The organism is Streptomyces sp. NPDC029164 (genome assembly GCF_055563995.1).
Genome location: NZ_JBVHWW010000017.1, coordinates 76,217 through 100,962 on the forward strand (window position 1 = coordinate 76,217; position 24,746 = coordinate 100,962).

Sequence of the window (24,746 nt, forward strand, 5' to 3'; positions counted from 1 at the left end):
TACGGCAGATCAGTCCGCCTCGCGGACGTCCTTTCCCTGCTCTGCGAACGCCTTGAAGTCCTGCATGTGCTGTCGCGACTGCTTGCGGAAGGCGCCGGGCATCAGAAGTCCCACCAGCTTCATCAGAAGCCCGCTGAACCGGTATTCGTTCTCGCTCTCCCAGAGCGTCGTTTCCGATCCGGCTTCGGTCAGTCGGTCGCGCACGGCGCTCCACATGCCCTCGCCGACGATCTCGCGGTCGAAGTGAACGACGCTCGTTTTCGGGATCTCGCGCAGGTCTGCCGGTTCCCGGCGTGTGATGGTCTCGGTGCACTCGATCTTCCGCTGACCCATCTGCATCACGACCCGCGACTTGGTGCCGAGCTGCCCGTGCTCCCCGTTCAGCGGCTCGTGCAGCACCAGGCCCCGCAGCCATTTCGGCAGGTGTGCCGGGTCGGCGAGCAACTGGACCACCTTCTCCCGCGGCAGGGCGATCTCGATGGAGACGGTGTATTTCATGGCGCGCATCATTCTTTCCCTTTGGGACAACGTGCTTTTGTACTACTCGTCGCGCTCCTCGACTGAGGGGCACCGCATTCTGTGTCCGTAAAGTAAAGGGAACAGCTCATCGCCCCGCACGGTCAGACACGCGTACAACTCGTCCCGGAAGCGTGACGCTTCCGCGAACGTTTCCCTTGCAGCAGCATCAGGCAGGAGACTCACCCTCACGACCTTCGTCGTGGTCCCGTGCACTTGGTCGGAGCACATGATCAGACGAAGGCCGCTCCAGCGTCCGGCGAATGCCCAGCTGGGCTGCCCAGTTCGATACGTCGTTCGAAGTCAGTCAGGCAGTGCCACGGTGAGATCCACCTCGACGAGCTGTCCGGGAAAGCCCAGCTGGGCAACGCCCAAGAGCGTGCTGGCGGTGGTGAACGCCGGACCCAGGGAAGACTCGGTGAGACGACGCCATGCGGCTCCGAGCATGTCCCTCTCGTCGCTCCGCACGTAGATGACTGACCGCACTACGTGTTGAGGCTGGGCACTCGCCGCGGCCAGGGCAGTGAGCGCGTTCGCGACCACCTGGTCGACCTGCGTCTCGAGGGAACCGGCACCGACGAGGTCACCGTTCCGATCAAGCGGGCACTGTCCCGCCAGGTAGGCCGTACGCCCTGCCTCTACCACCGTGATGTGGTGGTAGCCGGGCGTCTCATGCAGTTGCTCGGGGTTGATGCGGGTGATCTTCTCAGTCATGTCCGCGAGTCTGCCCAGCGTGATGCCGGCACGCACCGCAATTTCGATGTCGGGTGTTCGGGTCACGGTCTTTGTACAGGGCTGCTGTTTTCGGCCGGAGCGGGCGGTGTGGCGCGGTGAGGGGCGACGTGGGGCGGCGGGACCGGCAGGATGGGTGGGTGGACCAGGTGACGATCAGTGAAGAAGACCGCCGGCTGCTCGGGCTCTGGGCCGCGGACTGCGCCGAGCGGGTGCTGCCGCTGTTCGAGGCGAGGGCTCCCGGTGACACCCGCCCCCGTGAGGCCATCGAGGTCCTCCGGGTCTTTACGCACACAGGGAAGCGGACGGCACGCTTGCGCGCCGCTTCCTGGGCCGGCCACAAGGCCGCCGTCGACGTCGACGATCCGGCCGCGGCGGCCGCCGCTCGCGCCGCGTGTTACGCGGCAGCGGCCCCGTACATCCACGCGTTGGCCACGCCCCACCAGGCGAAGCACATTCACGGGCCCGCCCTTTACGCCGCCCTCGCTCGGGAACTCTCGGCGGGCGATGACACGGCCGTCGGCGACGAGGAGCTCCGGTGGGCGATCGGGCACGCGTCGCCGGAGGTCCGCGGGCTGCTGCGGCTGATGCCGGCCTGCGCACCCGGCCGCAGCCGACTGGCCGTGCTGCGCCATCACTTGGACTCGGCGCTGCGTCACTGACCGGCCAGGCGCGCCCCCCTGTGAGCGGTGGCCCGCGGATAATGACGATCGGCCGCGAGGGCGGCTTGTGTCGACTGGGGGAAGAGCCATGCGCGTAGGGGTGTATCTCGCACATCCGCGGCCGGGAAGCTTCAATCACGCGCTGTTCCACGCGGTGGTGGAGGAGCTGCGCGGGCGCGGGTGCCCGGTGGTGGCGCACGATCTGTGCGCCGAGGGATTCGCACCGTCCCTCGCTGCCGAGGAGACGGAGACGGTCCCGTCCGCGGCGCAGGCCCACGACGCGCAAGTGGCGCTCCACCGGGCCGAGGTGGGGACGCTCGATGCCCTGGTCTTCGTCCACCCGAACTGGTGGGGGATGCCACCGGCCGTCCTGGCCGGCTGGGTGCAGCGCGTATGCGTACCCGGCGTCGCCTACAAGCTGGGCACCGCGGACGGGGAGCCCGCGGGGCTCCTGAAGGCCGGCAGGGCGCTCGTCCTGAACACCTCCGACACTCCTGCCGATCGCGAGGAGTCCGAGTTCGGCGACCCGCTGCACCGCATCTGGTCGGCATGCGTCCTGCCGTACGTGGGAGTCGCCGACGTGCGTCGGGTCGTCTTCCGTACCGTCACCGACTCGGCCGACGAGGAACGCGCGGCGTGGCTCGCCGAGGCCCGCCGGCAGGCCACCGCACTGTTGACCTGAACCATGACGGAGGGGGCGCCGCGGGTGTTCGCGGGTACCCGCCGACGCGCGCCGACGTGCGCGGACGTGCGCCTCTGCCTCCTGACGGACAGGAGGCGGAGGTGAAGATATTCGCGGATGCAGCCACGCTGGCCGGAATTCCTCGGCCAATTTGGTGACAAGGGCACTGATGTTTCATCATTGTGACAGCACGTCAGCTCTTGGCGTGCGTCGAGGAGCCGGGGGCACCGGGGGGTCCCCCGTTCACACCGGTCGAAGCCGCAGGCGAGTTCGCGTTGTCGCCGTGCGCCGCCGGGGCTCCCGTCCCATTTCCGTCACCAAGGCAAAGGCCCATGTCCGCCCAGCAACTCTCGGACCTCATACGTTTCGCCCGTCACAACTCTCCCTTCTACCGGGACCTATACGCGTCCCAGCCGCCGCACGCCGACCGCCTCACCGACCTGCCGGTGGTCGACCAGGAGGAGTTCTGGGCGGCCAACGCCCTCCAGGACAGCCGCGTGTTGACCGGCCCGCTCAGCGAGGCCACGGTCTACAAGACCGGCGGCACCACCGGTTCTCCCAAGTTCTCCGTCTACACCCGCGACGAGTGGCGCACCTTCGTCACCTCCTTCGGCCAGGGACTGGTGGACACGGGTCTGCGCCCGGGACACCGGGTCGCCGACCTCTTCTACGCCGGGGAGCTGTACGCCAGTTTCCTCTTCGTCCTCGACTCGCTCGCCCACGCGCCCGTGGACAACGTCCGCCTGCCCATCGGCGGCGGCGCTCCGCTGGAGACGACGATCCCCACGCTGCGCGATCTCGCCGCCCAGGTGGTGACCGGCACCCCCACCACCCTGTGCCGGCTCGCCGAACAGGTCGTCTCGTCCGGTGCCCGGCTCGACTCCGTCGAGCTGCTGCTCTTCGGCGGCGAGGCGCTCTTCGACGACCAGCGGCGCCTGCTGGCCACCGCGTTCCCCCGCGCCGAGGCCCGTTCCGTCGGATACGCGAGCGTCGACGCCGGCCTCCTCGGCCGCCCCGTACCCGGTGCCGATGCCCGGGTGCACCGGGCCTTCACCCCGTACTCGGTCGTCGAGATCCTCGACGACTCCACCGATGAGCCCATCACCGAACCGGGACGGCCCGGCCGCGTCGTCGTGACCAGCCTCTTCCGCCGCCTGATGCCGATCATCCGCTACCCCGCCGGCGACCGTGCCGAGTGGACCGGCACCGGCCCCGGGCACTTCCGGATCCTCGGCCGCGCCGAGGAGGGCGTACGGGTCGGCCCCGTCTCCCTCTACACCCAGGACGCCCAGGACGCCGTGACCGCGGCCGACACGGCGGGGCGGGTGGTCGGCACGCAGCTCGTCGTACGCCGCTGGGACGGACGCGACGGGCTCGTGCTGCGCCTGGCGACGGCCCCCGGTGACCCCGACCACGGCCGGGAGGAGCTGGCCGGGGCCGTCGTCACGGAGCTGGAGACCGTACGGCCGCTGTATCCGGACAGTGTGCGCGCCGGGTTCGTGCACCCGCTCTCCGTGGAGTGGGCGCGCCACCGCGACCTCGCCGTCAACCCGCGCTCGGGCAAGCTCGTCCGGGTCCTCGACGAGAGGCCGACCGCATGACCGCCACACGCGCGACCCCCTCACCCGCGACCGCCGGACCCGTGACCGCCGCACCGGTGACCGCCGGACCCCTGACCGGGGAGGCCGCCCGCGAGGTCGCGGCCGGTAGCCGGCGCGCGCCGCTGATCCTGCGCAACCGCGCCTTCGGCGCCGTCTGGCTCGGCCAGGTCCTCACGCAGGCCGCCGTCCGCATGTTCCAGGTCGGCGTGTCCTGGTGGATCGTCGCCTACGCCGTGCAGGACGCCCGCGGTCTGGCCTCCGGGCTGTTCATGGCAGCCTGCACGCTGCCCGCCGTGGCGCTGGCGCCCGTCGTGGCCGCGGCGGTCGGCCGGTTCGCCCACCGTTCGGTCCTGCGGACCGCCGCGGCCCTGGCCGGGGCCGCCGCGGGCGTCCTCGCGCTGTGGGCGTACGGCGGCGGGCTGCCGCTCAGCGCCGTGTACGCCGCCGCGCTCGCCCTGGCCACCTGCCAGGCCTTCTTCGACCCCTGCCTGACCACCTCGGTCCCCGAACTCGTCGACGACGCCGACATCGAGACGGCCACCGGCTTCGAGCTGTCCACCCAGTCCCTGGCCGGCCTCGGCGGAGCCCTGCTCGGCGCCCTGACCGTCGACCGGGCCGGCGTGGCCGGACTGGCCGTGGGCTGCGCGGTCGCCTACGCCGGGGCCGCCCTGCTCATCACGAGCGCCCGCTTCCGCCGCACGGAACCCGCCGAAGCCGCCGTGGGCGATGCGACCGACTCTGCCCCGGCGGACGTGCCCCAGCGGCGCGCGCTCCGCCGGATCCTGGGCGAACTGCCCTACGTACGGCGGATCCTGGTCTGCTTCACCGCGGCGAACCTCTTCACCACCGCCGTGTTCGTCGTCATCCCCCTCTACACCCGCTCGGTGCTCCAGGGCGGTGGCGGCACCGTGGCACTGCTGGAGGCGTCCCTCGGCGCCGGCGCGCTCATCGGCGCCTTCACCGGGACCCGCGTGCCGGGGCGGCCCACGGTCGCCGGCGCCTACTGTCTCGGCCTGATGGCCCTATCGCTGGCGGTGCCCGGGCTGGTCGCGCACCGCCTGGTCATCGCGGGCTGCCTGGCCGTGGCCGGCTGGTGTGCCGGGGCGGTCAGCGTCCGCTTCGTGGCCCTCTTCCAGCGGCTGGTGCCGACGGCGGACAAGCCCGGCTTCTTCGCCGTGATGCAGGCCGTACTGGGCGCCTCCCTGCCGGTGGCATCGCTGGTGTTCGGCTCCGCCGGGGACCTCCTCTCGCCCCAGACCCTGTGCCTGGTGCAGGGAGCCGGCCTGGTTCCCGCCGCCTTCGCGCTGGCCCTGCTCGGGTCCCGTACGCCCGAACCGCCCTCGGCGGAGGCAGACGCGGACACGGACACGGACACGGAAACGGACACCGACACCGACGCCGACGCCGACGCGGGCCGCGGCACGGAACCCGTGGGGGGCACCCGGTGAACCCCGTCATCACCCCGGCCACGTGCGCGGACATCGCCGAACTGCGCCAGCTCTACTACGCCGTCTACGGGCCGCACTACCCCGTGGCCCTCGGCACCGACCCGGCCGAGATGGCCCGGCTCATCGAAGACCCGTACTCCCTCTGGCTCGTCGGCCGCTGCGCCGGCACCGGGGCCCTGACCGCGTCCGCCGCCATCCACGGTGAGCCCGGCAGCCGCATCGGCCGCCTGGAGGGCATCGCCGTCCACCCCGAGCACCGCTCGGCGGGCCTGGCCGCCACCCTGACCGAGGCGCTGTGCGCCGGCATGCTGGACACGGGGCGGCTGGACTCGGTGTACGCGACCGTACGCACCGTCAGTTCCGGCCCACAGCGCGTCGTCGCCCGCAACGGCTTCCGCCCGCTGGGCATCCTGCCCAACGCGGTGGATCTCCGCAGCCGCGAAAGCTTGGCGCTCTACGCGCGTCACTCCACGGGTGTGCTGGACCGCCGGAACCCCGTCACCGAAGTGCCCGCCCCCCTGCTGCCGTTGCTGCGCACCGCCGAGGCCGCCCTCGGCATCCGCTACCCCGGGGTCCGGGCCGCCTCCGGCCCGCTCGCGGCGCCCGCGCCGCACGGTGCCGCCGAACGGCTGGAGATGATCGAGGCACCGGCCTTCGTACGCCGCCGTTTCCGCGAGCGGTTCCCCTGCGCCGAGGGCTGGTTCTACCCGCTGCACACCCCGAACGTGCTGCTCACCCCGGAAGACGGCCGGTTCGAGGTGTACGCCTACCTCAACCGCGCCGGCGGGTACGCCTCCCTGCTGACCGCCCACCCCGACCCGGCCGCGGCGGCCGCGTACCTCGAACCCGTCACCCGGGCCCTGGCCCGGGCGGGCGCCGGCTACGTCGAGGCCCTGGTGCCGCTCGCACATCAGGAGGCCCTCTCCGCCTTCCTCGCCCAGGGGTTCGTCGCCGGGGCCCTCTACCCGGCGATGCGCGCGGACGGCGACGGCTTCCACGACTACGCCGTCCTGTCCCGCTCCAGCGAGCGGATCGACTTCCGCGGAGTCGCCGTCGAACCGCCCCTCCAGCCCTATCTGGACTGCTACACGTCGGCCTGGGCGTCGACCCATCTGCCCACATCACCCGAGGTCGCCTCATGAAGCCCACGAATCCCGTAAATCCCGTAAACCACGTGAATCCGGTGAATCCCGTGAATCCCGTGGACGCCACGCACACCCTGAACCCCCATCTCGCACCGGTCTCCGTACCCGACCCGACCCTGCTGCCCCACGTACAGCAGCTGTGCGACCTGACCGATCCGTACGCCTTCGGGCCCGCGGAGGACGCGCTGTTCGCCGCCGCCATGGCGGAGACCAACGCCTGGCACACCGAGCGCTCCCCGTTCTTCCGCTCCCTGTACGAGGCCACTCCCCCGGCCGAGCCGTACCGCACGCCGCTCGTCCACGCGAACTTCTTCAAGCGCCATGAGGTGCTCTCCATCCCGCGCGAGGACGTCGAGCTGCACCTGACCTCCTCCGGCACCACGGGCCAGAAGTCGCAGATGTTCTTCGACCAGTGGACCATCCGCTCCGCCCAGCGCATGGTCGCCAGGATCTTCGAGCGCAACGGCTGGATCACCCCCGAGCAGGAGGTCAACTACCTCCTCTACAGCTACGAGCCGGCGCCGTCCCTGAACCTGGGGACCGCCTTCACCGACAACTACCTGTGCGACTTCGCCCCGGCGCGCAGCGTCGCGTACGCACTGCGCAACACCGGCGGCGACCACGAGTTCGACCCCTTCGGCTGCATCGCCGCGCTGCGCCGCTTCGAGCGGGAGGACGCCCCGGTCCGCATCCTCGGCTTCCCGGCCTTCCTCTTCTTCACGCTGGAGCGGATGCGGGCCATGGGGCTGCCTCCGCTGCGCCTGCCCGAGGGCTCCCTCGTCGTCCTCGGCGGCGGCTGGAAGGGGCACGCCGACCGGCGCATCGGCAAGGAGGAGCTGTACGCCCGCGTCACCGAGCAGCTGGGCATCCCGGGTGAGCGGATCCGGGACACCTTCGGGTCGGTGGAGCACTGCATCCCGTACATCGAGTGCGACCACCACCGGCTGCACGCCCCCGTCTGGTCCCGGGTGACGATCCGCTCCACGCGCACGCTCGAACCGCTGCCGTACGGGGAGCCGGGCTACCTGCACCTCGTGTCGCCGTACATCACCTCGGTACCGGCGCAGAGCGTGCTCATGGGCGACCTCGCCTCCCTCCGGCCGGGCGACGCCTGCGGATGCGAGCTGGAGACCCCCTGGTTCACCGTCCACGGCCGTGCCGGGGTGAGCCGCAACCGCAGCTGCGCGGTGGCCGCAGCAGAACTGATGAAGGGCATGGCGTGACCGTGACGCAGACCAAGGCCGCGTACGAGCAGCACGGCGACGGCGCCGCGCACCACTACTGGCAGGGCGCCTTCGTCGGGGACGAGGAGGCCGGGCGCCGCCTCGCCGGTCTGCCGGCCGCCGTGGAGGCCGCGCTGGCCGAGGGGCTGGAGACGGAGACGGTGCTGGCCGCCTCTGACGCCCTCGCCGGCGCGCTGTGCGACCCCGCCCACCCGGTGCACGCGCGGCTCGCCCCGCACCTGCCCGAGGGTGAGGACCCGGCCGTCCTGGCCGAGCTCGGTGTCTTCCTCGGCCGGCGCGAGCTGACCCGCAAGCTGCGCCGGGAACTCGGCAGCGCGGCTCCGGGCCGGCTGAACCGGGCCGATCCGCGCGAGACGGTCTACGAGGCCTGGGCGCCCGTCGGCCTGGTCGCGCACATCGCGCCGGGCAACGCCTCGACGGTCGCGCCGCTGAGCATCGTCGAGGGCCTGCTCGCCGGGAACGTCAACGTCCTGAAGACGAGCGGCGCCGACACCCTCCTCACCCAGCACCTGATGGCCGAGCTCGCGGCCCTGGACCCGAGCGGTGCGCTGGCCGCGCGGATCGTCGTGCTGCGCTTCCCGTCCTCCCGGCAGGAGTGGCTGCGCCTGATGTGCGCGCCCGCGGACGCGGTCGCCGTGTGGGGCGGGGAGGCCGCGGTCGAAGGGGTCGCCGCCCATGTGCCGGCCGGCTGCCGGCTGGTGGAGTGGGGGCACCGGATCTCCTTCGCTTACCTGACGGGCGATGTCTGGTCGGACGCGGGGACGCTCGAAGCCCTCGCGGACGACGTGTGCCTGCACGAGCAGCAGGCGTGCTCCAGCCCCCAGGTGGTCTACCTCGACACCGAGGACGAGGGTGAGGTGTTCGCGTTCGCCGAGCGCTTCGCCGCGGTGCTCGGCGCACGGCCGCCGGCCGTGACCGCCGCCTGGGCGGGCGGGCCCGATCCGGCCGAGGAGGCCGAGCTGACCACCACCGAACTGATGGCGCGACTGGAGGAACACCTGGGCCTGACCCGGGTGTTCGCCGCGCCCGACGGTTCGTGGCGGGTCATGGCCGACACCCGCTCCCCGCTCACCGCCTCGCCGCTGCACCGCAGCGTGTGGGTCAAGCCGCTGCCCCGCAAGCGGCTGATCGCCACCCTGCGCCCGATGCGCCGCTATCTGCAGACCGCGGGCCTCGCGGGCAGCCCGGCCGACATCGCCGAGCTCTCCCGCACCGCCCTGGCGGCGGGCGTCACCCGTGTCACGCCGGTCGGCGCCATGCTGGACAGCTACGCGGGTGAGCCGCACGACGGCGTCTACGCCCTGCAGCGCTACAGCCGCCGCGTCGCGGTCCAGGCCGACCCGGTCCGCTTCGCCGCCACCGCCTGCCTGGACGACCTGGCCCGGCCCGTCGTACTGCCGCGGCCGGCGGGCCCGCTGCTGGGCAAGGAGGACGTGCGGGAGCCGGCCCGCCGGGTGGCACGGGCCGATGCCGAGCTGTACTTCCGCAGCGGCGGCAGCACCGGTGCGCCCGCACTGTCGATCTTCAGCTACGACGACTACGACGCCCAGATGCACGCCGCCGCCCGGGGTCTGCTCGCCGCCGGCTACGACCCGGTCGGGGACCGCACCGCCAACCTCTTCTACTGCGGCGCCATGTACGGCAGTTTCATCAGCTTCTTCTCCGTCCTGGAGCGGCTCGGCGGGGTGCAACTGCCGTTGTCCGCGGGGCCGGACCACCGGGCGACGGCGCGGGCGCTGATCGACCTCGGGGCCGACACCCTCTTCGGGATGCCCTCCTACCTGTGGCAGTTGCTGCACGCGGAGGCGGACGCGCTGCGCGCGTACGGCGGCCTGCGCAAGGTCTTCTACGGCGGCGAGCACTTCACCGAGGAGCAACAGCGCACGCTGAAGGAGACGTTCGGGATCGAGACGGTCCGCTCCATCACGTACGGCAGCACCGACCTCGGCCCGCTGGGCTACCAGTGCGCGGAGAGCTCCGGCGGTGTCCACCACCTGCACGCCGACCTGCACACGATGGAGATCGTGGACCTGGCCGAGGACCGGCCGGTGGCCCCGGGCGAGACGGGCCGGCTGGTCTTCACCACCCACGCCCGGCGCGGTCAGCACCTGGGCCGGTACGTGATCGGCGACCTCGGCCGTGAGGTGCCGGGCCGCTGCCCGTGCGGCCGGCACGCCCCCCGCTTCGAGCTGCGGGGGCGCACCGGTGACGTGATGCGGGTGGCGACGTACTTCCTCAACCACCGCCGCTTCCTGGACCTGGCGGAGGAACAGGGCGGGCACCGTGGCGAGTTGCAGATCCGGCTCGACGGCGCGGACGCGCGTGAGCGGCTGACCGTACGGGTGGAGCGGGCCGGGGCGACGGACCCGGACCGGCTGCGAGAGGCGTTCCTGGCCGGCTATCCGGAGCTCCGCTCGGCGGTGTCGGAGCGGCTGCTGGACCTGGTGGTCGAGGCGGTGGACGGCGCGTCGCTGGACCGGAGCCCGACCAGCGGCAAACTCCTCGCGGTGGTGGACGCGCGCCGCTAGGCGGTCGCCGCGACCCGTCCACCCACGCCTGCCGTCGGCCCCGGTCCGTGACCGGGGCCGACGGCGCGGGTCGTCAAGCGCCTTGAGTTTCAGGACTGTTCATCCCCACGTGACAGTGGTCTATACCTTTAATACTAGGCTGGGTCACCTGAAACATGCACATGCACAGCCATGGGGGGCTTTATGACCTTTCATCATCTTCCGCAACCACCGTCCGACGACGAGCTCTACTGGTACTTCGGACCGCAGCGCCGCTGGGTCCTGGTCGCCACCTCGCTCGCCTTCGTGTTCACGGCGGCGACCATGTTCGCCTTCGCCCTGCGCACACCCGCCCTGTGGGCCTTCCTCGCCGTCCTCGGCCTCAACGTCGTCGCCCTGGCGCTGTCTTCCGTCAACAGCCTGCGCCAGCGCCGGCTCACCCGGCAGTCGCACGAGGTGCTCGTCCACGCCTGGCGGCCCGCCGTCCTGCCCGGCGTCGATCTGTACCTGCCGACCTGTGGCGAGCCGCTGCCCGTCCTGGACAACGCCTACCGCGCGGTGGCGGCCGTCGACTGGCCCGGCGACGCGCTGACCGTCTGGATCCTGGACGACGCCGACCGGCCCGAAGTCGCCGCGCTGGCCGCCTCGTACGGCTACGAGTACGTCGTACGCCCCGACCGTGGGCACCTGAAGAAGGCCGGCAACCTCAACCACGCGCTCACCCTGAGCAGCGCCGAGTTCATCGCGATCCTCGACGCGGACTTCGCGCCCAGGCCGGACTTCCTGCGCCACCTCGTCCCGTACCTGGCCGACCCCGCCGTCGGGATCGTGCAGAGCCCGCAGTGCTTCGACACCGACGAGACCATGGGCTGGATCCAGCGCGCCGCCGGCTCCGCCCAGGAGTGGTTCTTCCGGTGGATCCAGCCGTCCCGGGACGCGAGCGACGCCGCCATCTGCTGCGGCAGCAACGCCGTCTACCGGCGCGCCGCGATCGACCTGGCCGGCGGTTTCGCCCGGCTCGACCACAGCGAGGACCTCTACACCGGACTCGCCCTCCACGAGCAGGGGTTCCGGACCCTGTACGTACCGGTGCTGGTCGCCAAGGGCACCTCGCCCGACCACGTCACCTCCTTCGTCAACCAGCAGTACCGGTGGGCGATGGGCAACCTCCACCTGCTCGGCACGCCCGTGCTGGGGCGGATGCGCGCCCCCTGGCGGATGCGGCTGTGCTTCTACGAGGGGATCGTCGGGTACCTGACCACGGCGGTGAACACCTTCGCGGCGCCGCTGCCGCCGCTGGTGATGATGTTCTGGTACCCGGACCACATCAGGCCCTGGCACGTGCTGCCGCTGCTCGCCCCGCTGTGGCTCTGGCACGTACTGCTGCCGCGGATCAGCCGGACCCGCTGGCGGGTCGAGGTGATCCGGGCGAACGTCCTGACGAGCGTGGCCGCCGCGACGGCGTTCCTGCACACGCTGCGGGGCCGCAGTGCCGCCTGGGTGCCCACCGGCACGCGGAGTGCGGCGGCTCCGGGCGGGATGGCCCGGCGGGTGGTGGCCGTCTCGCTGATCTGGCTCGTCCTCTCCAACGGCGCGGCCGTCGCGGGGCTCGCGCTGGCCGTCTCCCACAACGGCTGGGAACCCAACTGGGGGCTGCTCCTCTACCTCCTGGTGCAGTGCCAGATCAACGTCCCGCTGATCCGGGACCTGCTGGCCGAGCTGTACCCGGCCGCCGGACCGCTGCGCGCCCGCGTACGGGCCGCCCTGCGCCCCCGTACCGGCATGCTGCCCCGCCGCTGGCCCGAGACCGTCGCCGCCTCCGCGGTCCTCCTGCTCACCGGCCTGCTGGCCTCGGGGTGGGTCGACCCGATGCTCCCCTGGCTGAGCTGAAAGGCGCCGTCACCATGTCCTTCCTCCTCACACCCGGCCGGCGTAATCCCGCCGCGCCGCGGTCCGGATCCCGTTCCGGCGTCGAGTCCGGGCCCAGCCCTCACCGGTCCGCCTTCCGTCCCGACATCGAGGGGCTGCGCGCGGTCGCCGTCCTCGCGGTCCTCGCCTTCCACGCCGGGATCCCGTGGGCGACCGGCGGTTTCGTCGGCGTGGACGTCTTCTTCGTCATCTCCGGCTACCTGATCACCGGCCTGCTGGTCCGCGAGGCGATCACCACCGGCCGGATCCGGCTCGGGGACTTCTTCTCCCGGCGGGCCCGACGGCTGCTGCCCTCGGCCGCCGTGGTGCTCGGCGCGGTGGCGGTGGCATGCGCCTGGCTGACCGTACCGCTGCGCCGCACCGACGTGGAGCACGACGTCGTCGCGGCGGCGCTGTCCGTCGCCAACTGGCGGTTCGTGTCGCAGCGGACCGACTACCTCGCCGCCGGGCACGACCAGAGCCCGCTGCTCCACTTCTGGTCCCTCGCCGTCGAGGAGCAGTTCTACCTGTTCTGGGCCCCGCTGCTGGCGGTGCTCGTGCTCTGCGCGGCCCGGGCGGTCCGCCGGGGCCGGGCCGTACGTTACGTCGTGGTGCTGGTCGCCGCGCCGCTGACCCTGGCGTCGTTCGCCCTCGCCCTGTACTGGACGCGGCACTCCGTGTCCCTCGCGTACCTCGGAACGCCCTCGCGCGTCTGGCAGTTCGGGGGCGGTGCGCTGCTCGCCCTGCCGCCCTGGCACCTGATGCGCGGGCCGCGACCGCTGCGGCTGCTGTGCGGCTGGGCCGGGGCCGCGGCGATCGGCTGGTGCGTGGTGTCGTACGACGCCGCGACCCCGTACCCCGGTTACGCGGCGCTCGTGCCGACCCTGGCCACCGCCGCCGTGATCCTCGCCGCGATCCCCGGCCGGGGCGAGCGGAACGACCCGGGCGCCTTCGAGGTCGGACGGCTGCTGGCGGGGCGGGCGCCGAGGGCCGTCGGGCGGCTGTCCTACAACCTGTACCTGTGGCACTGGCCGGTGCTCGTGTTCGCCGAGGCGCGGACCGGCCCGCTCGGCTGGCCCGCGAAGACCGCGCTGACGCTGGCGGCCGTGCTGCCCGCGCTCGCCACCCTGCGCTGGGTCGAGCAGCCGCTGCGCCGCAGCCGCACGGTCTCCGAACTCCCCCGCCGCGGACTGTCGGTGGGCGTCACGGCCATCGTGCTGCCGCTCGTCCTCGCCCTGGTGGTGGGGTCCACGACCGTGCACCTGCTGGGCCCGGCCGCCCCGGTGGACCCGAAGGGGCTGCCGCCGGGCGCGGCCTCCGGCCCCACCCTGCTCGCCCGGACCTCCGGTACCCCGCTCGTCGACGGTCCCGTGGTGCCGAGCCCCGTGCAGGCGCGCGCGGACTTCCCGCCGGACGGCGCCTGCGAGGTCGCCCCGGCCGAAACGCGCAGCCCGGACTGCCTGTTCGGCGCGGTGGACAGCCCGGACCGGATCGTGCTGCTCGGCGACTCGCACGCCGGGCAGTGGTTCTCCCCGATGCTGGCGCTGGCCGCCGGGCGGGGCTGGGCGTTGCAGGAGCTGGTGAAGCAGGGCTGCCCGCTGCCGGAGCTGGCGGTGGACAGCCCGCAGCTCGGCCGCGCCTACCGGGAGTGCGACACCTGGCGGGCCGACACCCTGGAGAGGCTGAGGCAGCAGCAGAAGCCGAGGCTCATCGTGATCTCCTCCCTCAACCGCTACACCGACGACCCGGGGCTCCTGGCCGAGGGCTGGGAGAGGACGCTGCTGCAGCTCAGGGCGCTGGGGGCGCCGATCGTCTACGTCGAGGACACCCCCGTACCCGGCACGGACGTGCCGGCGTGCGTCTCGGGCCGTCCCGGGTCGGCGGGCGCCTGCGCGTTCGGGCGGGCCGACGCCCTGCCACCCGATCCGCTGGCGGCGCGGATCGCGTCCGGTGCGCTGCCCGGCGTACGGAGCGTCAGCGTGAACGCGGTCCTGTGCCCGGGCGACGGGCCGACCTGCCCGGCCGTGCTCGACCGGATCCTGCTCTACCGGGACGGCGCCCACCTGACCAATGTGGCGGCCGTCGTCCTGACCAACCGGCTGGAGCGGCTGTTCACGGAGGCCGGGGCCTTGCCCGCCGCCGCCTCGGCCGCGGCGCCTGCCGGCGCGGACGGGTGGAGGCAGCTGCTGCGGGACGACTTCGACGGCCCGGCGGGCAGCCCCCCGTCGGCCGCCCACTGGATCCACGACCTCGGCACCTGCTATCCGGGCTGCCCGGCGCCGCAGTGGGGCACGGGCGAGATCGAGACCATGACGGACTCGACCGACAACGTGCGTCTCGACGGGAAGGGCGCGCTGGAGATCGTCCCCACCCGGAAGGAGGGGCAGTGGAGTTCGGGGCGCATCGAGACGCGCCGCTCCGACTTCGCGCCCCCGCCCGGCGGGATCCTGCGGATCGAGGCGTCGATCGCCCTGCCGGAGGTGACCGGCGCGAAGGCGGCGGGGTACTGGCCGGCGTTCTGGACCCTGGGGGCACCGCTGCGCGACGGTTACACGGGCTGGCCGGGGGTCGGTGAGCTCGACGTCATGGAGTCCGTGAACGGGCGGGACACGGTGTTCGCCACCATGCACTGCGGGGTTCTCGAAGGCGGCCCGTGCGAGGAGCCGGTGGGGCTCGGCTCCGGGCCGCAGGCGTGCTCCGGCTGCCGGACGGACTTCCACGCGTACGCCGTCGAGGTCGATCTCGCTCCCGGTGCGCAGGAGGTGCGCTGGTATCTGGACGGCCGTGTGTACCACCGGGTGACGGCCGCCCGGATGGACACCGGGACGTGGCAGCGGGCCGTGGACCACGGGCTGTTCCTGATCCTCAACGTGGCCGTCGGGGGCAGCCTCCCGCTCGCCGACGGAGCGGCCGTCGGCCCCGCCACCGAACCGGGCCACGCGATGCGGGTCGACCACGTCTCCGTCTCGGCCCGGGAGAGGGCCGCGTAGGCGACCCGGCGGCGTAGGCGACCCGGCGCGTACGGGTGCCCCGCCCGCGGGTCCGCGGGCGGGGCACCGTGTGCGGGCGGCGGGGCCGCTCCGGCGGAGGGTCAGAACGCGAAGACGGCGTTGCCGTTGAGGGTCGCGTTCATGACGCAGCTGTTGGAGAAGGTGTGCTTCCAGGTGACGCGGCTGCCCTGCCACACGCCGTCCGCCGTGACGGTGACCGGGGCGTAGTGCATCGGGCACGCCCGGTCCGGGTCCGGGGAGGCCAGCAGGTGGTCGAGCGACCCGCCGGTGGTGTTGAGGGCCGCGCAGGCGGAGCCGGGGTCGGGGTGGGTCCCCAGGGCGGTCGGCGCACAGCTGAGGGTGGATGCCCGGACGACGGTGGACGCGTCGTCGTCGCCCTGCGCGATGGTGAACACCATGGCGGACGGGGCGTACAGGCTGGCGGGCTGGGCCGCCGCGATACCGGTGGCTCCGATCAGGCTGAGGACTGCAGCGGCGGAGGCAGCTGCGATGCGGTGACGCACGACGAGACTCACTTTCGATTCAAAGGTTGAACGCGATATTTGCTTTCGATCGCGTCCCGGTGAGCTCAGACTGTCCGACATGCGGGCGCACCGCATGTCCAGGACCGATTTACGGACAGAGCATGCACATACGCGCGACCGAATGGTCGTTCGGGCAGCTCAGAGGGGGCGCGCCGGCGCCTCGGCCGGACACGAACACGCGTGACGCCGGGCGCGACGTCCGTCCTTGCGCCCGCTGACCTGCTGTCGGCCGGGCGCGGTTCACCGAACGGCCATGCAGCTTGACCGGATACACACCCTCGCCGCGCCGACACGGCTCCCACCCTCGCCGATTACACGGGAGAGTTACAGATATATCCGAATTGAGCAACACGAGCCTTAATGCGGCGATTCGGGGTGCGCGAAGGCCAAAGTGTGGCTCCTCGGCAGGACGCCGGGAACCGCACGGAGCCCGACCGGCTCGAACGACGCCGGTCCGGGCTGACTGTTGAAGGGGTCATCTTCATGTCTGCTTCTCTCGCCACCGGCCGCATCCTCTCCGCGACGCTGGCCGCCGTCGCCCTGGTCGGCGCCGCCGCCCTGCCGGCCACGGCCGACGACCACCGACGCGACCGGAACTCGCGTTCCTCGATCGTCATCGGCGACGTCCAGTACGACAGCCCCGCCCGCAACGACCGCTCCAACCGCGCGTTGAACCGGGAATGGGTCGAGGTGAAGAACACCGGCCGGGGCGCCGTCAACCTGCGCGGCTTCACCCTCACCGACCAGCAGGGCAACCGCTACCGCTTCGCCGACAACTTCCGTCTGGACGGCCGCTCCAGCGTCAAGGTGCACACCGGGCAGGGCCGCGACACCAGGCACGACGTCTACCAGGACCGCCGCCACCAGGTCTGGAACGAGCGCGACACCGCCACCCTGCGCGACAACCGCGGCAACGTCCTCGACACGGAGTCCTGGGGCGGCCGCGGGCACCACCAGCCCCGCCGCTGACCCCCACCGGCAGCCACACCACGGGCAACGGTGAACTGCCGGCACACGTGAACGGCGTGCCACGGCGCATCCGCCGCGGCACGCCGCACCCATGGGCTCGCCAAGGCTCCTAGCGGGTCGGGTAGTCCGTGTACCCGCGGGCGTCGCCCCCGAAGAAGGTGGCCGGGTCCGGGGTGTTGTACGGGCCTTCGGTACGCAGGCGATCCGGCAGGTCGGGGTTGGCCAGGAAGAGGGCTCCGAAGGCGAGGACGTCGGCGGTGCCGTCCTCGATCAGGGTGAGGGCACGGTGGTCGGTGGGGCCCTCGGTCGCCGGGTTCAGCACGAACAGCCCGGAGAACTGCTTGCGCAGGGCGAGGGTGGTCGCACGGGCCTCGGGGGCGTGCTCCAGAACGTGCAGGTAGGCCAGGCCGAGCCCGTCGATCTCCTGGACCAGCGCCTCGTAGGCGGGCCGCGGGTCGGGCTCGGAGATGTCGTTGTACGAGTTCCCGGGCGAGATGCGCAGCGCCGTCCGCTCGGCGCCGATCGCGGCGGCGACCGCCTTGACCACCTCCACCGCGAAGCGGATCCGGTTCTCGACCGGGCCGCCCCACTCGTCGGTGCGCAGGTTCGTGCCGGGGGCCAGGAACTGGTGGATCAGGTAGCCGTTGGCCCCGTGGAGCTCCACCCCGTCGAAACCGGCCTCCACCGCGTTGCGGGCGGCCTCGGCGAAGGCGTCGACGCTCGCGCGCACCTCGGCCGCCGTCAGCTCGTGCGGGGTCACGAAGTCCTTCATGCCCTCGCCGGTGAACAGCTGCCCCTGGGCGGCGACCGCCGACGGGGCCACCGGGACGAGACCGCCGGGCAGCAGCGACGGGTGGCCGATCCGGCCGGAGTGCATCAGCTGGGCGAAGATCCGGCCGCCGGCCGCGTGGACGGAGTCGGTGACCTCACGCCAGGCCGTGACCTGCTCGGCGCTGTGCAGGCCGGGGGTGAAGGGGTAACCCTGGCCGACGACGGAGGGCTGGATCCCCTCGCTGATGATCAGACCGGCCGAGGCGCGCTGGGTGTAGTACTCCGCGACGAGGGCGGTCGCGATGCCGCCCTCGGCCGCGCGGCTGCGGGTCATCGGGGCCAGGGCGATCCGGTTGGAGAGGGTGGAGCCGGCGATGCGAACCGGTTCGAAAGCGGTGGTCATATTCGCCTCACAGGGATAATTGGTCGACCAAGCATTGGCTTCGAGAGGCAGCGTACCCCATTACTTGGTCGACCAAGGTAAAATCTGGAGGGAGAGTAAGATCCACCATCAGGACCACTTAGCAGGACCCACCAGGACCCACCAGGACCCACCACCAGGGCCTGTCGCATCCGATCCAGGAGGAGCGCCCCCATGGCCGCGGAAACCGCTCAGGAAGCGCGCACCGCCCCGCAGTGCGCGGCGGTGCCCAGTGCCGTGCTGGACGGGCCGGTGAGTCATGCGATCAGCCGGGTCGCCCGCCTCCACCGGATCGCGGCCGGCCGCGCCCTGCGGGACCTGGGGCTGCACCCGGGGCAGGAGTTCCTGATGATGCACCTGTGGGACAGCGGGGCCGTGCGCCAGTCCGAGCTGATCAAGGCGGTGGGCCTCGACCCGTCCACCGTGACCAAGATGCTCCAGCGCCTCGAACAGGCCGGCCACGTACGGCGCCGCCCCGACCCGTCGGACCGGCGCGCCTCCCTGGTCGAGGCGACCGAGACCAGTTGCGGACTCCTGGTCGAGGTCCGCAGGGCGTGGGGCGAGCTGGAACACCAGACCCTGGACGGCCTGGAGGACGCCGAACGCACCGAACTGGCCCGTCTGCTGGGCAAGGTGGAGGCCTCCCTGTGCACGGAGCTCACCCGCGCCGGTGCCGAGTGCGAGGCAACGGACAAGGGTCCGGCCGCCTGCTAGGCCCTGTCCGGGCGATCTTCGCGGACCCGCGACCCAGCCCCTGCCCGGGCGATGGCAGACTCGGATCATGCCCGAGGAACGCACCGAAGCAGAGCCGGCGGAACCCCTGCGCGCGTACGCGGAGTTCTACCCCGAGATCGTCCGGGCCGGATCCCTGCGGCACGCGCTCCAGGCGGCTGCGGACCGTGCGGGCCACGCACGCACGATCGGACTGATGCCGCCGCCGGGCCGGCGGCACGTCGTCGCGTGCGCCCGGAGCGGCGACCGGTCCGTGATCGTCTCGATGACCCTCGGCCGACGGGGCTTCACCGTCAACTGCCGTACCGACGGGGCGCGCACGGCCCACGGCAGCACCACGGACCTGTCCGAGGCCGCCGACGCGATGCATGCCTGGCTGCTGGGGATGCCCGTGCCCGGCCTCGTCACACGGTGGTCCTTCCTCGGATCCGGCGAGCCGTCCCAGGCCAACGGGCCCGGCGACGCGGTGCCCGTCCGGTGGCGACGGCTGCGTGCGTCGGCTGCCGCCCCTGCGTACGCCTCGCTGTACGAGCTCGTCGAAGCCGCCTTCGCCGCACCGCGCCTGCGAGCCCTGTCCCCGCGCACCAGCCACGACTGGCTCCGCTTCAGCCGCCGCGCCACCGCTCCCCTCTGCACCGACCTTCCGCTGGTCCGGGCGACCGGGAACGGCCGCCATCGGGTGCGGACATGCGAGGGGCTGCCGCACGACACCACCGGCACGGCCGAAACCATCGCTCTCATCCTCGACCACCTGCCCGGCGACGACCGGCCACTCAGCACGTAGGGAATGCGCATGACCCGGACCCCGACCTCAGAAGACGTCACCCTGCCCCAGCCGTTCGGAGAGTCGTTCTCGCGCGACCCGCACGCCGTCTACGCGGGCCTGCGCGCCGAAGGGTCGGTGCACAGGGTGGCGCTGCCCGACGGTTCGCCGGTGTGGCTGGTGACCCACGAGGCGGACGTGCGCGCGGGATTGTCCGACCAGCGCCTGTCGGTCAACAAGAGGCATGCGGCGACGGGTTTCAGCGGCTTCTCGCTCCCGCCCGCCCTCGACCGCAATCTGCTGAACATCGACCCGGACGACCACCTGCGCCTTCGCCGGCTGGTCGCGCAGGGGTTCACCCCCCGGCACGTCGAATCGCTGCGCGCCGGCGTCGGGGCAGCCGTCGACGACCTGGTCGCGCGGCTCGCGGCGGAGATCGCGAGCAGCGGCGAGGCCGATCTGGTGGCCGGGTTCGCCAAACCACTGCCGGTACGGGTCATCGCCGCCCTGCTCGACATCCCGGCCGCCGACCAGGAGCGCTTCTCCGGCTGGGTCGCGACCATGCTCAGCCCGCGCTCCCGCGAGGGTCTCGTCCAGGCCATCGGTGACATCCACCGGTTCCTCGTCGACCTCGTGGCCCTGCGGCGCGCCGCCCCCGGCGACGACATGCTGTCGAGCCTGATCACGGCACGCGACGAGGAGGACCGGCTCACCGAGGACGAACTCGTCTCGCTCGCCTTCCTGATCCTCGGGGCCGCCGGCGAGAACGTCCAGCACGTCATCAGCGCCGGCGTGCTCACGCTCATCGAGCACCCGGAGCAGCTGGCCGAGCTGCGGGCACGGCCCGAGCGCGTGGCGGACGCGGTCGAGGAACTCCTGCGGCACACCAGCCCCAACCAGACCGCGATCCGCCGCTTCCCCACCGAGGCCGTCGAGATCGGCGGCGTACGGATACCGGCCGGGGACACCGTCCTGTTCTGCCTGGCCTCCGCGCACCGGGACCCGGCCCGCTACCCGGAGCCCGAACGGTTCGACATCGACCGCGCCGACAAGGCCCACCTCGCCCTCGGCCACGGCGTGCACTACTGTCTCGGAGCCCCCCTGGCCCGGCTCCAGCTCGCCCTCGCCCTCGGCGCGCTCATCGAACGGCTCCCCCGCCTCGGGCTCGCCCGCCCTGCGGAGCCGCTCCGCTGGAACAGCACCTTCCGATTCCGCGCCCTGCACGACCTGCCGGTCACCACCCTCCCCTGACCACGGCTCGGGCGGCCGGGCGGTGGCCGGACCAGCTGGGGTGAGTGCGCCGCCCGACCGGCCACGCCCGGCATGCCCGCGTGCGGTGATCGCCGTAACGTGTGTCCCGTGCGCCACACCACCGCGGCCGCGGCCGTGGCGGCCACCTTGTGCGTGGCCGCGCTGGCCTGCTCCACCCAGGCCGGTCCGCCGCGTGTCCAGGCCCGGGCGGCCGAGCCGCCGGCCCGGTTCTCCGCGCGGGTCACGGCCGTACCGGCGGAGAAGCTGGGCGCCTCCTACCGCAAGGGCTGCCCGGTCCCGCCCGAGCAGCTGAGACTGATCCGGATGAACCACTGGGGTTTCGACGGACGGACCCACGCGGGCGAGATGGTCGTCCGCGACAACGCCGTCCGCCCCCTCCTCCACGTGTTCCAGCGGGCCTTCGACGCACACTTCCCGATCCGCCGGATGCGGGTGATGGCCGAGTACCGCGACGACTCCGAGGCCATGGCCGACGACAACACCTCCGCCTTCAACTGCCGCCCGGTCACCGGCGATCCCCGGCGCCTGTCGCAGCACGCCTGGGGCGACGCGGTGGACATCAACCCCGTCGAGAACCCGTACGTCGACATCCACGGCGTCGTCCACCCGCCGCAGGCGCGCCCCCATCTGCGACGGTCCCTGCGTCGCCCGGGCCAGATCCACCCGGGCGATGCCGTCTCGGCGGCGTTCCGCGAGGTCGGCTGGCGCTGGGGCGGCCGCTGGGCCAACCGGGACTACCAGCACTTCTCCGCCAACGGCGAGTGAGCGGCGTCCGCCGGGTGCGCCCTCAGTCCCGGCCGAACCAGAAGTCGGCGAGGGAGGTCAGCTTCGCGTCCGACGGCGCACCCAGCTCCCGCATGTACCAGGACAGGTTGCTGTAGACGTGCAGCAGTGTGTAGGCGAGCAGTTCAGCCGGCTCGAACCCGGTGCCGATGCCGGTACCGGTCCCGTACGACGCCAGGAGCCCGCGCAGCAGCCGGCGGTCGGCGCGGGTGACGAACAGTCCCGCGCCGACGAAGTCGTACGCCCGGTGACCGATCATGGCCGGCTCGAAGTCGAAGATTCCGGTCAGCCGCCAGCCGTCGGGGTCCACCAGGAGGTGCTGCCGCATCACCTCGGTGTGCAGCAGGGCGCGCCGGGGTTCACGCGGGAGCGGGACGGAGGCGAGGAAGTCGGGGATCTGTTCCAGCCATGCGCCGGCCAGCCCGTGGCCGCGCTGCTGTTCCACGGCGCCGTCGCGCTGACGGTCGAGGAAGGCGCCCCAGTCTTCGGGGCCGAGGACGTCCGCGAGCGGTTCGGGGTCCAGTGCGTGCAGGACCGCCAGCGCCTCGCCGACCTCGGCCACCAGCCGTTCCCGGTCGGCCTGCGGTATCCGCGGCCAGGCGTGGGCCAGGCTCTCGCCGCCGAGCCTGGACATCAGGACGTAGCGCCAGCCGTTCTCGTAGGTGCCGGACTCCCGGACGTGCGGTGTCGCCAACGGCAGCCGGCCCTGCACGTGGGCGAGCACCCGTCCCTCGGCGACGCCGTCCCGGGCCGCGGCGGCCGGGAAGAGCTTCAGGACGTGCTCGTCACCGACCGCGTAGACCGGTTGGGAACCGTCCGGGAAGCGGACGAGGGGTGCTCCGCCCAGCCCCAGGCGACCGCAGAGGTCCTGCGCGCCCGGCCGCATGATCGTTTCGTCGGGAACGACCGCGTCCCAGTCCTCGTCCGTTTCCACCAAAGGCAGCATGATCGCGAACGTAGGCGGCGCGGGCGGCCGTCACAACCGGATTTACGGGCCGCCGGAACCCGGGACCGGGACCCGTGGCCGGTCGGGTGTTTGCGCTGGTGGAAAACGGTGAGACGCCCTGTGCGCCGCGTTCCGCTAGGACCCGCCGTCGAGCACGCACCCCGCGTCCGGCATCGGGCAAGAGGCGGCCAGGGAGATGGGAGACCCTCATGATCGTGCTTGGACTCATCCTGCTGATTGTCGGGTGGCTGCTCGGCATCTCGATCCTCTGGACGATTGGCATCATCCTGCTCGTCATCGGCGCCGTGCTGTGGATCCTCGGGGCCGTCGGACACGAGGTCGGCGGACGGCGCCACTACTACTAGCCAGGGCTTCGGGTCCGTCCGTAACGCCGGCCGACAGCACGTCAACGCGTGCCGTCGGCCGGCGTCTCGTCGCAGGGACGCCTCCTCGCAGGGGCGTCTCCTCGCAGGGACGCCTCCTCGCGGGGACGTCTCCTCGCGAGGACATGCCGCCGCCGGGGTGAAACCGGCGCGTAGGACCCCGTCCCTCGCGCAGAGGCCACGTAGAGTCGCAATTTGAGCCGGTTCGTCCTACTTCGGGGATGCGCATGCGTCGTCTCACTGTTGCCCTCGCACTGCTGACCGCCCTGTCCTGCGGCTCCCTCGTGGGTCCTCAGGCCGTCTCGGCGGCGGTGTCGGCCGAAAGCGGTCGGGCGGGCGGCGGCAGCCGGGGCACGAACATCCTGATCGTCGGCATCGACAGCCGCGCCGGTCTCTCCGCCGCCGAGAAGAACCGGCTCCACGTGGGCGGGAAGGCGTGCAACTGCACGGACGTCATGATGCTCGTCCACCTCTCCGGGAACCGGCAGCGGGCGAGCGTGGTCTCCATCCCGCGCGACTCCTACGTCGAATACGCCGGCGACACCACCACCGCCCGCAGCGGCAAGATCAACGGCGCGTACGCCCTCGGCGGCGGCGCCCTCACGGTGGCCACCGTCGAGAAGGCCACCGGCCTCCACGTCGACCACTACCTGGAGACCGATTTCAAGGGCTTCGAGCGCACGGTCGACAACCTCGGCGGCGCGACCGTGTGCACGGACCGGCCGCTCACGGACGAGAACTCCGGCCTCGACATCGGCGCCGGCCGCCACCACACCAACGGCAACGAAACCCTGCGCTACGTCCGGGCCAGGCACGTCAACCTCCGGCCGGGCGACCTCGGACGCGTCCGTCGCCAGCAGCGCGTGGTCAACGACCTGCTCGCCCGCCTCACGTTCGAAGGCGCCCTGGCCAGCCCCCTGCGTACGGCACGGACCGTGCACACCCTGCTGAAGACCGTACGCACCGACGCGCGGACCGGGCCGGCCGACCTGATCCGCATCGGCTGGGCGCTCGGCCGCCTCCGTGCGGACCGGACCGAGTTCGCGACCGTCCCCATCCGGCTGTTCGACCACCGCGTCCCCGGAGTGGGTTCCAGCCTGGTGTGGGACGAGGCCCGTTCCGCGGCGTTGTGGGCGGCCCTGGGCGCGGACCGCCCCATCACTGGCGACACCCGCATCCAGCCCGTCGCGGAGACCCCGGCGCCGACCGATCCCGCCGGGATCGCGGTCCGCGTGGACGACGCCGCCGTCGCCGCGACCCTGCGCCGCAACGGGTTCCTGGTCGTCGACACCTCGCCGTCCGCACCGGCCGAACGCCCTGCCGGCCCCCCGGTCATCCGGTTCGCCGCCGGCCAGGAGGAGAAGGCGGCCACCCTCGCGGCCGCGCTGCCCGGCTCCCGCCTGGAGCCCGGCCCGGATCACGGCGCGTTCTTCGACGTCGCCGTCGGCACACGGCCGGTCCTGGTCAAGACCGTCACCTACGACCGCAACATCGCCGACGGCGCCCCCGTGACCGCCGATCGTCTCCGCTGCGCCGAGGGAGCCGCCCCCGCGGCGGCCGACGCGACCTCCGGTCGGCCGTAGGACGGAGCGGCCGGGGGGCGGCGCCGAGCCGACAGGGCGACGATGAGAAGTGTGGACGAAGCGCAGCCGCGGCAGGCACCGGGCGAGTGGCCGCAGGAGCCGACCGTGGCGCCCTTCCCGTCCGTGGGCAGCGGTGGCACCCG

21 protein-coding genes are annotated in these 24,746 nt (G+C 72.5%); 16 read left to right on the forward strand and 5 right to left on the reverse strand.

What is annotated here, in order from left to right; all coding sequences use genetic code 11:
• Positions 1-9 precede the first annotated feature (9 nt).
• A complete protein-coding gene (locus tag ACZ4VT_RS18190) occupies positions 10-510 on the reverse strand; it encodes an SRPBCC family protein (protein ID WP_467950761.1) in 501 nt (166 codons plus the stop codon).
• 309 nt (positions 511-819) lie between these two features.
• Positions 820-1,230: a RidA family protein gene (locus tag ACZ4VT_RS18195; protein ID WP_467950763.1), complete on the reverse strand. Its 411-nt coding sequence runs from the start codon at positions 1,228-1,230 to the stop codon at positions 820-822.
• Positions 1,231-1,397: 167 nt separating this feature from the next.
• On the opposite strand from ACZ4VT_RS18195, the gene ACZ4VT_RS18200 reads away from it, so the two are divergent.
• The 9 genes from ACZ4VT_RS18200 (at position 1,398) to ACZ4VT_RS18240 (ending at position 15,435) form a co-directional block, all read left to right on the forward strand.
• Positions 1,398-1,910: a putative immunity protein gene (locus ACZ4VT_RS18200; RefSeq protein ID WP_467950765.1), complete on the forward strand. Its 513-nt coding sequence runs from the start codon at positions 1,398-1,400 to the stop codon at positions 1,908-1,910.
• 88 nt (positions 1,911-1,998) lie between these two features.
• The gene (locus ACZ4VT_RS18205) at positions 1,999-2,592 is read left to right on the forward strand and encodes an NAD(P)H-dependent oxidoreductase (protein WP_467950768.1); all 594 of its coding nucleotides are present in this window, start codon (positions 1,999-2,001) and stop codon (positions 2,590-2,592) included.
• A gap of 332 nt (positions 2,593-2,924) precedes the next feature.
• The gene (locus tag ACZ4VT_RS18210) at positions 2,925-4,193 is read left to right on the forward strand and encodes a phenylacetate--CoA ligase family protein (RefSeq protein WP_467950770.1); all 1,269 of its coding nucleotides are present in this window, start codon (positions 2,925-2,927) and stop codon (positions 4,191-4,193) included.
• Positions 4,190-5,641: an MFS transporter gene (locus ACZ4VT_RS18215; protein ID WP_467950772.1), complete on the forward strand. Its 1,452-nt coding sequence runs from the start codon at positions 4,190-4,192 to the stop codon at positions 5,639-5,641. Before ACZ4VT_RS18210 ends, ACZ4VT_RS18215 begins: the two co-directional genes overlap by 4 nt.
• Complete coding sequence (locus ACZ4VT_RS18220) at positions 5,638-6,783, forward strand: GNAT family N-acetyltransferase (protein ID WP_467950775.1); 1,146 nt, start codon at positions 5,638-5,640, stop codon at positions 6,781-6,783. Before ACZ4VT_RS18215 ends, ACZ4VT_RS18220 begins: the two co-directional genes overlap by 4 nt.
• Positions 6,784-6,860: 77 nt before the next feature.
• Positions 6,861-8,009: a LuxE/PaaK family acyltransferase gene (locus ACZ4VT_RS18225; protein ID WP_467950904.1), complete on the forward strand. Its 1,149-nt coding sequence runs from the start codon at positions 6,861-6,863 to the stop codon at positions 8,007-8,009.
• Entirely contained in the window at positions 8,006-10,558 is a 2,553-nt protein-coding gene (locus ACZ4VT_RS18230) for an acyl-CoA reductase (RefSeq protein ID WP_467950777.1), read from the forward strand. Before ACZ4VT_RS18225 ends, ACZ4VT_RS18230 begins: the two co-directional genes overlap by 4 nt.
• Before the next feature lie 183 nt (positions 10,559-10,741).
• Positions 10,742-12,427, forward strand: coding sequence for a glycosyltransferase family 2 protein (locus ACZ4VT_RS18235; protein ID WP_467950779.1), 1,686 nt, complete (start codon positions 10,742-10,744; stop codon positions 12,425-12,427).
• A gap of 14 nt (positions 12,428-12,441) precedes the next feature.
• Positions 12,442-15,435: an acyltransferase family protein gene (locus ACZ4VT_RS18240; protein WP_467950781.1), complete on the forward strand. Its 2,994-nt coding sequence runs from the start codon at positions 12,442-12,444 to the stop codon at positions 15,433-15,435.
• Between the two features lie 101 nt (positions 15,436-15,536).
• On the opposite strand, the gene ACZ4VT_RS18245 is transcribed toward ACZ4VT_RS18240, so the two are convergent.
• On the reverse strand, positions 15,537-15,959 hold the full coding sequence (locus ACZ4VT_RS18245; protein WP_362803846.1) for a subtilase-type protease inhibitor: 423 nt from the start codon (positions 15,957-15,959) through the stop codon (positions 15,537-15,539).
• 504 nt (positions 15,960-16,463) lie between these two features.
• Here ACZ4VT_RS18245 and ACZ4VT_RS18250 point away from each other — a divergent pair.
• Positions 16,464-16,949 carry a lamin tail domain-containing protein gene (locus tag ACZ4VT_RS18250; RefSeq protein WP_467950784.1) on the forward strand — a complete coding sequence of 162 codons (486 nt, stop codon included), beginning with the start codon at positions 16,464-16,466 and terminating at the stop codon, positions 16,947-16,949.
• Between the two features lie 109 nt (positions 16,950-17,058).
• Here ACZ4VT_RS18250 and ACZ4VT_RS18255 read toward each other — a convergent pair whose 3' ends face one another.
• Positions 17,059-18,123 (reverse strand): alkene reductase, encoded by a 1,065-nt coding sequence (locus tag ACZ4VT_RS18255; RefSeq protein WP_467950786.1) that lies wholly within the window; start codon positions 18,121-18,123, stop codon positions 17,059-17,061.
• A gap of 192 nt (positions 18,124-18,315) precedes the next feature.
• On the opposite strand from ACZ4VT_RS18255, the gene ACZ4VT_RS18260 reads away from it, so the two are divergent.
• From ACZ4VT_RS18260 to ACZ4VT_RS18275, 4 genes are all read left to right on the forward strand, one after another.
• The gene (locus ACZ4VT_RS18260) at positions 18,316-18,855 is read left to right on the forward strand and encodes a MarR family winged helix-turn-helix transcriptional regulator (protein WP_467950788.1); all 540 of its coding nucleotides are present in this window, start codon (positions 18,316-18,318) and stop codon (positions 18,853-18,855) included.
• Between the two features lie 67 nt (positions 18,856-18,922).
• On the forward strand, positions 18,923-19,657 hold the full coding sequence (locus ACZ4VT_RS18265; RefSeq protein ID WP_467950790.1) for a DUF6193 family natural product biosynthesis protein: 735 nt from the start codon (positions 18,923-18,925) through the stop codon (positions 19,655-19,657).
• A gap of 9 nt (positions 19,658-19,666) precedes the next feature.
• On the forward strand, positions 19,667-20,887 hold the full coding sequence (locus ACZ4VT_RS18270; RefSeq protein WP_467950792.1) for a cytochrome P450 family protein: 1,221 nt from the start codon (positions 19,667-19,669) through the stop codon (positions 20,885-20,887).
• Between the two features lie 108 nt (positions 20,888-20,995).
• Positions 20,996-21,673 (forward strand): M15 family metallopeptidase, encoded by a 678-nt coding sequence (locus ACZ4VT_RS18275; RefSeq protein ID WP_467950794.1) that lies wholly within the window; start codon positions 20,996-20,998, stop codon positions 21,671-21,673.
• Positions 21,674-21,695: 22 nt separating this feature from the next.
• Here the strand turns inward: ACZ4VT_RS18275 and ACZ4VT_RS18280 are convergent, their stop codons facing one another.
• Positions 21,696-22,637, reverse strand: a complete 942-nt coding sequence (locus tag ACZ4VT_RS18280; RefSeq protein WP_467950795.1) for a phosphotransferase family protein — start codon at positions 22,635-22,637, stop codon at positions 21,696-21,698.
• A 209-nt stretch (positions 22,638-22,846) separates the two neighbouring features.
• Between ACZ4VT_RS18280 and ACZ4VT_RS18285 the strand changes: the two genes are divergently transcribed.
• Positions 22,847-23,002 (forward strand): DUF6131 family protein, encoded by a 156-nt coding sequence (locus tag ACZ4VT_RS18285; protein ID WP_467950796.1) that lies wholly within the window; start codon positions 22,847-22,849, stop codon positions 23,000-23,002.
• 239 nt (positions 23,003-23,241) lie between these two features.
• Entirely contained in the window at positions 23,242-24,603 is a 1,362-nt protein-coding gene (locus ACZ4VT_RS18290; protein WP_467950798.1) for an LCP family protein, read from the forward strand.
• Positions 24,604-24,746 lie beyond the last annotated feature (143 nt).

Coding starts and splice junctions, on each gene's coding strand:
- ACZ4VT_RS18190 (WP_467950761.1), bottom strand. CDS start 510: ATGATGCGCGCCATGAAATACACCGTCTCCATCGAGATCGCCCTGCCG.
- ACZ4VT_RS18240 (WP_467950781.1), top strand. CDS start 12,442: ATGTCCTTCCTCCTCACACCCGGCCGGCGTAATCCCGCCGCGCCGCGG.
- ACZ4VT_RS18285 (WP_467950796.1), top strand. CDS start 22,847: ATGATCGTGCTTGGACTCATCCTGCTGATTGTCGGGTGGCTGCTCGGC.
- ACZ4VT_RS18195 (WP_467950763.1), bottom strand. CDS start 1,230: ATGACTGAGAAGATCACCCGCATCAACCCCGAGCAACTGCATGAGACG.
- ACZ4VT_RS18210 (WP_467950770.1), top strand. CDS start 2,925: ATGTCCGCCCAGCAACTCTCGGACCTCATACGTTTCGCCCGTCACAAC.
- ACZ4VT_RS18215 (WP_467950772.1), top strand. CDS start 4,190: ATGACCGCCACACGCGCGACCCCCTCACCCGCGACCGCCGGACCCGTG.
- ACZ4VT_RS18260 (WP_467950788.1), top strand. CDS start 18,316: ATGGCCGCGGAAACCGCTCAGGAAGCGCGCACCGCCCCGCAGTGCGCG.
- ACZ4VT_RS18265 (WP_467950790.1), top strand. CDS start 18,923: ATGCCCGAGGAACGCACCGAAGCAGAGCCGGCGGAACCCCTGCGCGCG.
- ACZ4VT_RS18280 (WP_467950795.1), bottom strand. CDS start 22,637: ATGCTGCCTTTGGTGGAAACGGACGAGGACTGGGACGCGGTCGTTCCC.
- ACZ4VT_RS18205 (WP_467950768.1), top strand. CDS start 1,999: ATGCGCGTAGGGGTGTATCTCGCACATCCGCGGCCGGGAAGCTTCAAT.
- ACZ4VT_RS18255 (WP_467950786.1), bottom strand. CDS start 18,123: ATGACCACCGCTTTCGAACCGGTTCGCATCGCCGGCTCCACCCTCTCC.
- ACZ4VT_RS18270 (WP_467950792.1), top strand. CDS start 19,667: ATGACCCGGACCCCGACCTCAGAAGACGTCACCCTGCCCCAGCCGTTC.
- ACZ4VT_RS18290 (WP_467950798.1), top strand. CDS start 23,242: ATGCGCATGCGTCGTCTCACTGTTGCCCTCGCACTGCTGACCGCCCTG.
- ACZ4VT_RS18250 (WP_467950784.1), top strand. CDS start 16,464: ATGTCTGCTTCTCTCGCCACCGGCCGCATCCTCTCCGCGACGCTGGCC.
- ACZ4VT_RS18235 (WP_467950779.1), top strand. CDS start 10,742: ATGACCTTTCATCATCTTCCGCAACCACCGTCCGACGACGAGCTCTAC.